Raw genomic sequence first — 11,556 nt, 5'->3', positions numbered from 1 at the left:
TGTTGTTTTCCACGGCAGCGGTTTCTCCGCTCTCCTCTCCCCTAAATCTCTCAAGGCGTGATCAGATGTCAGATAACAAGGGTGTTATTTATTTGGGCTCGGGCAAAGTCGACGTGCAATCGATTGATGACCCGAAACTCGAGTTGAATTACCGAGGGAAATCTCGGCAGTGTCATCATGGGGTGATCTTGAAAGTGATCTCCACCAATATTTGTGGATCCGATCAACACATGGTTCGCGGTCGCACGACGGCTCCCGCCGGTATGGTGCTTGGGCATGAAATCACCGGTGAAGTCGTTGAAGTTGGACGTGATGTCGAGTTCATCAAACAGGGCGACATTTGCAGCGTGCCGTTTAATATTGCCTGTGGGCGTTGCCGTTGCTGCAAAGAAGGCGACACGGGCGTGTGTGAGAACGTGAATCCCGATCGCCCCGGTGCGGCATACGGCTACGTCGATATGGGCGGCTGGATCGGCGGCCAAGCGAGATACGTGATGGTGCCCTACGCGGATTGGAACTTGTTAGCGTTCCCAGATCGTGACCAAGCACTGGCAAAGATTCGCGATCTAACGATGTTGTCGGATATTTTTCCGACCGGTTATCACGGCGCCTATACGGCTGGCGTGACGACGGGAAGCACCGTGTACGTCGCCGGTGCTGGCCCCGTCGGACTCGCTTGTGCGCACGCCGCGCAGTTGTTGGGTGCCGCAGTCGTTGTTGTCGGCGACATGATCGAAGAGCGGCTCGCTCAAGCCCGATCATTCGGCTGCGAAACGGTGGACTTGAAAACCGATGCTTCGCTTCCCGACATGATCGAACAAATCCTGGGCGTTCCCGAAGTGGACTGCGCCGTTGATTGTGTGGGCTTCGAGGCACGCGGCCACGGAGGTGATTCGGGTGTGGAAAGACCAGCCACGGTGCTAAACCAAGTGATGCAGGTAACGCGAGTTGCCGGTGGCGTCGGAATTCCTGGTCTGTACGTGACGGAAGACCCCGGTGGAGTCGACGAAGCGGCTAAAACTGGGAATTTGTCGCTCCGCATCGGGCTGGGCTGGGCCAAATCGTTGCACTTCACGACGGGACAATGCCCGGTAATGAAGTACAACCGAGGTTTGATGATGGCGATCTTGCACGAACGATGCCAGATTGCCAAAGCAGTCAATGCAACCGTGATCCCGCTCGAGGAGGCCGCTCAAGGCTACGACGACTTCGACAAGGGCGCTGCGAAGAAGTTCATCCTCGATCCCCACGGGGTCTTGCAGGGCGCTTCCTAGAATTCGCGAATGCAAGCCAGTGTTCGGGCCGCAAAAAAACGGCCCGTCCGCTGGCGTTTCAGCATTTTGAGAAATGACGTAGCTTGAAAAAGGTGCTACGTTCGCCAGAACGTGGTCCACTGCAAACGCAACGGTAAGCAGGTCGTTCGTTAGATACCGGTGAAACGTCGATCCTTTTGTGAGCCGACGGCGCTAGCCGCGGGCCCGGCAACATTGAATTGAACATGCCCGCGGCTAGCGCCGTCGGCTCAGATCATTATGTGCAATGACTCATAGTGAGCTGCTTAGCTGCATCAAAGATAAAACGCGAACCGCCCCTTACTTCAATCGCACGCGGCAGACCTTGTCGTCGGCGGTGATATAGAGCGTCTTCTCATCGTCGCTGAGCGTACAGTTACTTACGCGGCCTTCTGTGATTAATCGACCGATCAACTTTCCATCAGGCTGGATCACGTAGATCGCTCCGGGGCCGCTGCCATAAATGGTGCCATCTTTGGCGACGTCCATGCCGTCGGGCAGTCCGGGAAATTCGGCCATGAAACTTTTGGCGTCAAGAAGCACCTTGCCTTCACCGAGACTCTTGTCCTCGTTGATTGGAAACGACATCCAGACCGGCGCGGCGGGATCGCTTTGAGCAACGTAAAGCGTTTTTTGGTCGGGAGAGAGTCCAATGCCGTTGGGACGAGCGAGCTGCTTTGTTAATAGATGCAGTTTTCCATCCGAGTCGAGCCGATAGACGCCACAAAAATCGAGTTCACGGCGGGGGTCCGCTGCTCGCTCGGGTAGTCCATAAGGTGGATCGGTGAAATACAAGTCGCCACCCTCCGCAAAGGTCAAATCGTTAGGGCTGTTCAATCGCCGCCCTTCGAATCGATCCGCCAATGTCAATTTGCCTCCACCTCGCGTCAACAAAGACACACGTCGATCACCGTGCTCGCAAGCGACTAAGCGGCCTTCGGAATCAACCGCTAATCCGTTGCTGCCGGGCTCGAGTCCGTAGTAGCTGATCCCGGTATAACCGCTTGGGTGCATGTACATTTCAACACCACGCGATGCGGTCCAGCGAAAGATGGAATTGCGTGGAATGTCCGAGAACAACAAGTAGCCCCCGTTGGCATCGTTGACCCACACGGGACCTTCGCACCACGTGAATCCGCTCGCGAGCACCTCGATTTTGGTGTCCTCGGCAATCCGGGCATCCAAAGCAGGATCAAGACGCTCAATACGTCCAATCGTCGCTGGTGTTTGGGCTTCGATGGTCGTCCCAAACAGAATGAGCTGAGCAAGCAAGCTGGTTAGGGCAACGAAAGAGAAATTTCGCATGATGGGGCGTAGATCTGTCGGTGGTGGCTAGCGGGTGGGAAGAAAGCGACTGCATTAGGTAGGTAAGGGAGAGGTCGGAGCTGCGAAACAGCTCCAACAACCGTGTGCAATTGTACTCAAAAAGTCTCCGGGATGCCCTAAAACCCGGTATTTCTTGTTAGGATTCCCTTCACCGGGGCAACACCGATCGCTTCGCGACGTTTATCGTGGACCGCGCGGATTATGCCGACAATGCCGGTCAGGCTGACGCGGCGATCCGCTCTGAACGCCGCGTCAGCTTTGCGCACGCTACTTCGTCGAGCCAGTGGTTATGTTTGGTCACGAAAAAATAGGGTGCATGACGCTCGTGCCAATCGTGTCGTCTCCCCAGCTCTGATGAGTTCGGCTACAACCGTAGTGCAACGCAAATGAGGCGGGACGAAACTCTTGGCGAGTTTCGCTACGGCAGAATTCGGCCGACGGGAACCATTTTCGCTATCGAAAACAGAGTCGTGACCTTGACGATCTTGCCCATCCTAACGCTCGCGATCACGCTATTGAGTGTACTGATTGGGCTCGGATTCATTCGCACGTTTTACGTCGCCAAATCGCTCTCGCCGATCGAGCATGTGGATTCGGATTTGCCACGGGTCGATGTGATTGTCCCAGCTCGCAATGAACAAGCTGATATTGAAAATGCAGTCCGCAGCATTCTAGCGCAAGAAGACGTTGACGTTCAGATTACCGTGATCAACGATCACTCAACGGACCAGACAGCGGCCATTGTCGATTCGATTGCCGAGGGCGATTCGCGAGTCCGTGTGATTCATGATCCGCCGTTGGTGGACGGTTGGTTCGGCAAGGCCAACGCAATGCAACACGCGTATCAGACTACGAACCGGCCCCACGTCATTTTCGCGGACGCCGATGTGATTCACTCGCCTCGATGTTTCATCACTGCGCTGCATCATATGCAGGATCAACAATGCGACTTCCTAAGTTTGTTTCCGAACGTGCATTTGGTTTCATTTTGGGAAAACGCTATTGTACCGCACTTGATGGTCTTCGGACTTGTGACGTTTCTGAACCCAAGTCTTGATGATCCTGATTCGCCTCACGCGGTTGCCGCCGGAGCCTTTATGTTGACGCGGCGAGACGTGCTGGACAAAATTGGCGGATTGGCGAGTGTGCGAAATGAAGCACTGGATGACGTGATGTTGGCACGAAGTATCAAAGCCAATGGATTCGCGACGAAAATCGCATTGGCGCCTCAACTTCTGTCAGTCCGGCTTTTCAAAAGCAACCAAGATGCGTTCTGGGGATTCAGCAAAAACATCCTGGGCGCGGTTTCGCACATCGCTTTTGCATTTCCCGCGATCGTGGTGCCGCTAGTCGTTTATTGGATCCCAATCAGCGTGTTGCTGATCGGCATCTATCGGCACGATTGGTGGTGGATCGCATGTGGGCTCAGCGCGTACGTCACGCAAGCCGCGATACTGATATTGGCAAGCCGACTCGCTCAGATGCGCCCACTGAAGGCGCTCGCCTTTCCATTTTCAGCCATTCCCATCGGATGCTGTTTCGCTCGTGCGATCTATCACCATTTCATCAGCGACGGCGTGGTATGGCGAGGCCGAGTGATCCGCCGCAGTGCGAGTTAGCAAACCGGTACGAACTACGACTTGGGAAATCCGGGCAAGTCAAACTTCTTCTCGGTGTTTGCTGTATGCTCGCCGTAATGATGCTGCATTTGTTTCAGCAAGGCACGCAACGTCGGCCAACGGCTTCCGGGAGCCTTAGAGTCGAGTTCGACTCCATCGAGTAGATACGCGTATCGACGGGTGAAATCGCTGACGCGTTGCATTTGACGAGCTTCTTCGGCGCCGTCCCAATCGGGATGAGCAAAGACATAATCCGGAGGCATCTGCTTAGGATTCAAGTCGAGTGTCGGAATCGCCGGATCGATGGCATGATAGATCTGGGAAAAGAACAACAATTGTCGCCCCATCATGTGCTCTGCATTCCAACGCGGCGTGTGCGTTCCGTTTGCCGGCCGAAAATTCATCTGCTCAGCCGACAGCTTGGCGAATACTTTTTGCGACTCGCTGCAGACGCCCTCCATTTTATCGAACTCAGTCGCTAATTCTGCCGGCATCGACCAAGCTGAATCGCTCAGGACCACGATCTGAGGTTGCGAAGTCTTGCTAGCCGACCGTGAAACAGCAAAGGTGTTGTGCGTCTGATTAATGATCTTATCGTTCGCTCCCGCTGTTTCTTGAAAATTCCGCACTGCTTCGTCGGCGGTAACGTGCCCAAGTGGGATTACAAAACGTGGACGCCACTGACGTACTATTTGTGCAAAAGACTCTCGCGAGAGCGATGAATCGGCGGCGGTTTGCACGACAAGGACATCGACTTGGTCGACCCCATCGGTGTTCTTGACCTTCGCATCGGAATCGACCACCACGATGACAACACCGTCCACGGTGATCGTGATCACGCCCTTCGCGGCCGACTGAACGCGAACCTGGTTCGGATCATCCGTTTTGGCATCCGAGATAGGCAACCAAGACGACGATGCGGCGTTGGGTTCACGCAACAAAACGTGATCGTAGGCGGCGGAAGTGGAGATCGTTTGGTCCCACGCGGCCGGCGTCTTGTGATCGACCAGTGCGTCCGTGGTTTCAACCCCCAGTCGCAATCCCCAGTGCGTTTCCAGCGAAACGATACCGCCGGGCCAAGTGCGAACCGCGATCGGATCGTCCTGGTTCGCTTGAGTTGATTGGCAAGTCAGCAGTAACAGAACGACACAGATTGGATGACGCAGCATCGGAACTCTCTTTGGGGTGTTTTTCATGGGATAGCGAATCAGGATAGCGGTCCGCCACAGTATCTTACAGCAAGGGGCGGATCACTCGGCGGGATGGACATCCACTTTAAGTTGGGACACTCGAGTCGTCACGACGAGGGGTTGGACTAATTTCATCCAACTTTCATGTTTGCTGACGCAGAAGCTCAAACGTGGCGACTGCCCTTCGTGCTGATCGACGCAACCAATGCTCCATTCTTTTCGCAATCGCTATTCCCTAACCGTTCAAAAAATCCGGATCTACAAATGATTAAACTGCCAACGTACCCGCTGCTCGCTCTCGCTCTTCTGGCCACGCCTAGTCTCGCTGACGACCCCCAGCCAAAGATGCTTAAGCAGGAGCTCGCTGAAATTGCCGCAACGACTGTGACTCGATTCCCGCCCGAAATGGTGGCGAAATTTCGAAATGGCGTTGCTGAGGTAAAGGCGAGCGGAATCGAAAAATCGGCGAAACAGGTCGGCGATGCGGCCGTCGATGGCAAACTGACGGGCTGGGACGGGAAATCGGTCCAATTGAGCCAACTGTGGAGCGAAGGCCCTGTGGTTTTGATGTGGTATCGCGGCGGCTGGTGCCCTTATTGCAACGCACAACTGCGTGCCATGCAAAAACAGCTCTCGGCAATCGAAGGTGCCGGGGCGCGCTTGGTCGTGTTGACGCCTGAGCTTCCCGAGAAAGCGAAAGAGACGGCTGCCGTGAACAACCTGAACATGGTTGCGTTGCATGACAAAGACAGCCAACTCGCCCGCCAATACGGGATTGTCTTTTCGCTCCCTGAAACGATCGTTCCGATCTTCCAAGACAAATTGGCTAGTTTCAATGGCAACGAGGCGACGGAGTTGCCATTGTCGGCGACGTATGTGATTGATACGGATGGCAATATTACTTATGCCTATCTTAACGCAGACTACACAAAACGGGCTGAACCTGTGGATGTGATCGCAGCCGTGAAAAGCCTATAGGCTTACCGAAAACATTTTCTGCGATTTGTTTGTATGATATGCGAGCCAGAGCACGTGTGTAAGATTCATTCCGGTCCGAAGAGACACCGTGCTGTTACCGCCCCACTCTAGCTCGCAGAATCACCGACATGAAACCAGGAACCGCCCCACTCACGCGTCGCGCTTTTGTACAGAATGGGACGTTGGTATTGGCCGCCACGTCCGTCTCTTCCCTGCCGATCTATGCAGAGGAAACCGCTTCGGATCTGTGTGTCGGTTTGGTTACGGACCTTCATTACGCGGACAAACCCTCTGCAGGCAGTCGCCACTACCGCGAGACCTTGGGCAAGCTCGAAGAGGCCGCGTTGCAATTCGAGCGTGACCAACCCGCTTTTGTGGTCGAGCTCGGAGATCTGATCGATGCCGCCGATTCCGTTGAAACGGAACAGAAGTATCTAAGCACGATTAATCAACAGTTCTCGACGATTTGTGATTCACGACACTATGTGTTGGGAAATCACTGCGTTGACACGCTCAAGAAAGAAGAGTTTTTGGGCGGCGTCGGCCAAGAAAAGTCGTACTACTCTTTCGATCAAGGCGACTACCATTTTGTCGTGCTCGATTCTTGTTTTCGTAGTGATGGTGTCGCGTATGAACGCAAGAACTTCAAGTGGACCGATGCCAATATTCCGGCTGCCGAATTAGAGTGGCTAGCCGCCGACCTCGCCACGACTCGAAAACATGTGGTGGTATTCGCACACCAACGTATCGACGTCAACAATAATCATGGGGTGCGAAACAATGCCGAGGTTCGCAAAGTGCTGGAAACGACCGGTAACGTCAAAGCGGTGTTCCAAGGCCATAGCCATCAAAATGACCTGAACGATATTGGTGGAATCCATTATTGCACCTTGGTGGCCATGGTCGAAGGCTCAGGTGCTGAGAACAACGGATACTCGACGTTGCGGTTGGGCACTGATGGAACGATCCGGCTTAAAGGTTTCCGCAAGCAGTCGGACCGAGATTTAAGCTAAGCGAGGTTGAACGGCTTTCTGAGCAACGTTCAAGACTACGCAGCACGACTTGTCGTTACAGCACGCACACGGATTCGACGCGTAAGAATCCACGTACCGCGAGTCGTATCAACCGCTCGATGGACACTTCGCTCAGCACGACCTTTGACGCGAGCAGCAACTGTCCGTTACCCAGTTGAATTGGGTCGGCCAGCACCATTCCTGGCTCCAATTGTGACAACGAAAGGTGTCTTGGTCCCCTATCGGGTTCCGACAACGCTGCTTCAGCGAGCTCGTCTGCGGGCGGTGACTTCGACGCACGTTTCTTGGTCGCCGCGATCCTTTGCGTTTCTAGCTGTTGCATCGCTAGCTGGATCGCAACCACTTGCGATAGTTTGATGTGCGTTTTTGTATACGAATCAATTGCTTTGCTGCTGAAGAACAAAAATCCATGCGGTTGTTCATTTGCGATCACCGGACAAGTCAAAGAGGACTGCATTCCTTCGCGAATCATCAATCGTGTTGAACGAGAATTCGGACGCCGTTCTAAATACTCGTTCAGATTATTGAGGATCCGCGGTTGCCGTAGTTTCAGCACCACTGACAACGATGAACTGGCCAGCGCGGCAGAGTACCCGAGTCGCAGATGCGTTGATTCGTTCGAGCGGAGCCACCGTGCAGTTGCATATTCCGCCAGTTCGTCGATTTCGGCAAATCCGATTCGATCGTAGGGGATCAGACCTGAAAAGGATTCAAAGACGAAATTGAGCGTTTCATCCAGTGTCGCACCGTTAACGATTCTGCTGGTAAGTCCGAATACGCAGTCAAGTGCCGATGACTCAGCGACGTCAATTCCCATTTTTAGCCTCCTCGTTTTCGAGCACGAATTTCAATGGTCGGGGCGATGGTTCTAATAAAAGTTACGTTGCAAAAAGCCGCCCCCCCGGAGAATTGTGAATATTTCGGCGGACCGCTTGCAAGAGCCGCAGGCCGAACTTTGTCAGGCGAGGAAGTGTCGCAAGCAGCAGAAAGGTATTACCCTTCTTATCCCAACACGGATCCAATCGCCACCTTTGATCATGCAAGCTTGACTCCGAGCTACCTCATTGCCTGAACCCACTGCGTCAAACCGTTCAATCACCAACATCGCTCCCGTTGTAGCGTCGGGAGTTTTGCTCGCGGTTGTGGGGACTTTCCTATTCGCATTGAAATCAATTTTTATCAAATTGGCGTTTGCCGCTGGGGCGACTCCGGTACTACTGCTGACGTTGCGAATGCTATTTGCATTTCCTTTGTATGTAATGGTATTGGCGTATCAGCCGAACTCGGCGTCACATGAACCATTAAAACTATCGCTAGCCGCTCGTTCATTTGGATTGGGTTTTCTGGGCTACTACTTGGCGTCCTACCTCGACTTGACCGGGTTGTCATATATCACCGCCCAACTCGAACGTTTGACGTTATTCACCTATCCGACCATGGTTGCGTTCCTGGCCTGGATGTTTTTGGGCGAGCAGATCAATAGACGCATCATCACAGCAATCGTGTGCACCTATGCGGGTGTTTTGTTGATGTACGGTCAAGAACGAATGTTCTCCAGCGGTGACGATGTCGGTTACGGCGTCATCTTGGTGTTGGGTTCGGCATTTAGTTACTCGCTGTACGTTTTGTTTGCCAAACCGACAATGCAGCGGATAGGCAGCAGGCGATTTACCAGTTTAGCGATGATCGGATCCACTTTCTTCGTCGTCGTGCATTACGCTTGCACGCATCCGATAAGTGACTTGTTCGGTGTTGCCCCAATCGTGTTTGTTTATGGACTGATCTTGGCATTCGTTTGCACGGTAATACCGAGTTTTATGATCAACGAAGCCATCCTACGGATCGGAGCGACTCGAACCACGGTGATCGGATCCGTCGGTCCCGTTTTGACAATGTTGATGGCGATCATGGTGCTGCACGAACCTTCGTCGATCGTGCATTTTGCTGGAATGGCGATCGCAATTTTTGGCGTCAGCCTCGTGGCACGCCGTTAACGCTAGAATTGCAGATTGGCTCCAAGATCGACGTCGGACACAGTGAGCACGTAGACAAAGACATCGGATGACGCTCTAAATGAGACTAGGGCTAACACATCAGGTCGAATGATTTATCTTGACCTGCTTTTGGCAAATTCACTTTCAAACAACGGTATTTGATATGAGCAAAGAGGCATCCACCGATCATCCCATTCACGAATTGATCCGCCAACGATGGAGTCCTTATGGATTTGATGATCGCGAGGTTTCGCAACAAGACATCGATAGTTTATTGGAAGCCGCCCGCTGGGCTCCGTCGTCGTACAACGAACAACCGTGGAGCTTTGTTCTGGCGACTCGGGACGATAACGAACGATTCGAACAAATGTTGTCGTGCTTAGTCGACGCCAACCAAGCTTGGGCCAAGTCCGCCCCCGTCTTGTTGCTGTGCTGCACGAGTTTGACGTTCTCGCGTAACGGCAAACCCAACGCGGCGGCAACCCATGACTTGGGACTCGCTGCGGGAAACATTTGTCTGGAAGCGACGGCGCGTGGGTTGTCCGTTCACCAAATGATTGGAATTCACGCCGACAAAGCTCGCGAAGTCTTTGCGGTTCCGGACGGTGTCCAGCCTTTGACGGCAATCGCCATCGGTTACGCGGCGGATCCGTCAAAGCTTCCTGCGGAACTGAAAGAACGTGACGTCGCACCGCGACAACGTAAATCGTTGTCTGAGTTTGTGTTTTCAGGCAAATGGGGAAACCCGGCTCGGAAATAACAATAAGTGAGGGATTTCCCGTAGCGGAAGTCGTCAAGACGTGCGTTTTGCAGGCTGGTCGAAACTCTTGACGGCTTGTTGATTTAATCGAAATGCAAATCGCAACGGTGAGCCGTGGGCCGTAAGGCACCGGGTAGTGCGCGGGACCCGGCCGCTGACGCGTCACGGCTCACTAAATCAACAAGCCGTTGACGAGTTCTGCTACGACAGTCTTAACACCGGCGGTCCTAAGCAGGTGGTCAGCTCTCCGCGTGATGGCTCATCACGTTCTGTTGAAGCGATGCCGGTTGATTTGTTCCCACACGACTCCTTCCCCGGTTCCGTCGCCACGAAAGTGCAGGATTGGGTTCATCTGTTTTCGGTTCAAACACTTGATCGTATCGCTAAGCCTTCGCTTGGAGTCTTGTTCTGCATGCGGCGGCAATGGATCATCGATCCTGGCAGGCCAATTCTCTTCCTGAAATGCGCTCAGCACGGCCTCTTGGTTGTGCGCGGTCCATTTGAACTCTTTGACGGAAACACCGTTGAACCGCAATAATCGCCGTTCCGGGTCCCACTGAGGTTGCGGGTCACCATCGCTCGCCGAAGGATCCGATGCCGAATCGAACGATTGTCGCTCATTGACTCTGTCGCTGTATGTCCAATCGTGATCATGGTTTGCGTGGCGAAAATCGTTTTCCGACGTGGAACAATAGAGACGCGAAAAATCGATTCCACTCTTGGTTAATACGAAACACGTTCGTGCGGGGAACGTCAAATCGCCACTGGGACGGAACGCACGTCCATCATCACGCTCTAACGTGACTTCGCATTGATGTTCAACAAAGTGGCTGCGGACGAGCCAACGGAAATCATTTAGAGTAAGTCCGAACGAGGTCAAACGCTCAAGTTCGACAGCAAACTCCCAGTAGTTGCCACTCGTCAATTCTGCATAGTCAATTGCCTCTAGCATGGAAACCAGGGCGGGGCGGAATCGAGCAGGCAGAATCTCGTAGCATGTGTCGCGATTAGAATGCACTTTGCCAACTCCCGTGAAGTTCCACGTAACTTCCTCAGGAGACACGCAAACTGCCCTCGACAGCCTGGCCCCCCGAATAGACTCAGTCTATCACCCCTCCGATGCAACAGCAATAATTCTCGCAGCAAAATTTCGGCAAACAAAAAATACTTTTCCAATAGTTATCCTAATCGGAAATTCCTAGTCGTTGCGACTGAGTGGATTTGTTTGCATTCGATTCGTGGTGTGTAGAAACGATGGATTGACGCGTTATTCTAGAGGATTGTTGTCGTATTGCCTTGTTACACTGGTTCAGTCTTAGCATCGCTCGGCATTTGTCCACTGAACGACGCGATCGTTTGCGCA

General features: G+C 53.3%; 10 protein-coding genes. 6 read left to right on the top strand and 4 right to left on the bottom strand.

The features are described 5' to 3' along the window. The first annotated feature begins 65 nt into the window (after positions 1 to 65). On the top strand, positions 66 to 1,274 hold the full coding sequence (fdhA, locus tag SH528x_RS20510; RefSeq protein ID WP_442505318.1) for a formaldehyde dehydrogenase, glutathione-independent: 1,209 nt from the start codon (positions 66 to 68) through the stop codon (positions 1,272 to 1,274). Between the two features lie 318 nt (positions 1,275 to 1,592). Here the strand turns inward: fdhA and SH528x_RS20505 are convergent, their stop codons facing one another. Beyond that, entirely contained in the window at positions 1,593 to 2,597 is a 1,005-nt protein-coding gene (locus SH528x_RS20505) for an SMP-30/gluconolactonase/LRE family protein (protein ID WP_442505317.1), read from the bottom strand. A 407-nt stretch (positions 2,598 to 3,004) separates the two neighbouring features. Between SH528x_RS20505 and SH528x_RS20500 the strand changes: the two genes are divergently transcribed. After that, positions 3,005 to 4,237, top strand: a complete 1,233-nt coding sequence (locus tag SH528x_RS20500) for a glycosyltransferase (RefSeq protein WP_442505316.1) — start codon at positions 3,005 to 3,007, stop codon at positions 4,235 to 4,237. Positions 4,238 to 4,251: 14 nt separating this feature from the next. On the opposite strand, the gene SH528x_RS20495 is transcribed toward SH528x_RS20500, so the two are convergent. Continuing rightward, positions 4,252 to 5,406 carry a DinB family protein gene (locus SH528x_RS20495; protein WP_442505315.1) on the bottom strand — a complete coding sequence of 385 codons (1,155 nt, stop codon included), beginning with the start codon at positions 5,404 to 5,406 and terminating at the stop codon, positions 4,252 to 4,254. Between the two features lie 285 nt (positions 5,407 to 5,691). On the opposite strand from SH528x_RS20495, the gene SH528x_RS20490 reads away from it, so the two are divergent. Together SH528x_RS20490 and SH528x_RS20485 are read left to right on the top strand one after the other, a co-directional pair. After that, positions 5,692 to 6,405, top strand: a complete 714-nt coding sequence (locus SH528x_RS20490) for a peroxiredoxin-like family protein (protein WP_442512147.1) — start codon at positions 5,692 to 5,694, stop codon at positions 6,403 to 6,405. Positions 6,406 to 6,533: 128 nt separating this feature from the next. Next, complete coding sequence (locus tag SH528x_RS20485; protein ID WP_442505314.1) at positions 6,534 to 7,418, top strand: metallophosphoesterase family protein; 885 nt, start codon at positions 6,534 to 6,536, stop codon at positions 7,416 to 7,418. A gap of 55 nt (positions 7,419 to 7,473) precedes the next feature. Here the strand turns inward: SH528x_RS20485 and SH528x_RS20480 are convergent, their stop codons facing one another. Next, positions 7,474 to 8,256, bottom strand: a complete 783-nt coding sequence (locus SH528x_RS20480; RefSeq protein WP_442505313.1) for a GAF domain-containing protein — start codon at positions 8,254 to 8,256, stop codon at positions 7,474 to 7,476. Between the two features lie 247 nt (positions 8,257 to 8,503). Between SH528x_RS20480 and SH528x_RS20475 the strand changes: the two genes are divergently transcribed. Both SH528x_RS20475 and SH528x_RS20470 read left to right on the top strand, forming a co-directional pair. Then, positions 8,504 to 9,433, top strand: a complete 930-nt coding sequence (locus SH528x_RS20475; RefSeq protein ID WP_442505312.1) for a DMT family transporter — start codon at positions 8,504 to 8,506, stop codon at positions 9,431 to 9,433. Between the two features lie 163 nt (positions 9,434 to 9,596). Continuing rightward, the gene (locus tag SH528x_RS20470; protein ID WP_442505311.1) at positions 9,597 to 10,193 is read left to right on the top strand and encodes a nitroreductase family protein; all 597 of its coding nucleotides are present in this window, start codon (positions 9,597 to 9,599) and stop codon (positions 10,191 to 10,193) included. 262 nt (positions 10,194 to 10,455) lie between these two features. Here the strand turns inward: SH528x_RS20470 and SH528x_RS20465 are convergent, their stop codons facing one another. Beyond that, positions 10,456 to 11,211 (bottom strand): hypothetical protein, encoded by a 756-nt coding sequence (locus tag SH528x_RS20465; RefSeq protein ID WP_442505310.1) that lies wholly within the window; start codon positions 11,209 to 11,211, stop codon positions 10,456 to 10,458. Positions 11,212 to 11,556: the final 345 nt, after the last annotated feature.

It is taken from the genome of Novipirellula methanifontis (genome assembly GCF_052161655.1).
Classification (GTDB): domain Bacteria; phylum Planctomycetota; class Planctomycetia; order Pirellulales; family Pirellulaceae; genus Novipirellula.
The sequence above is the reverse complement of the archived record's forward strand: the minus strand, read 5'-3'. Positions and strand labels throughout refer to the sequence as shown.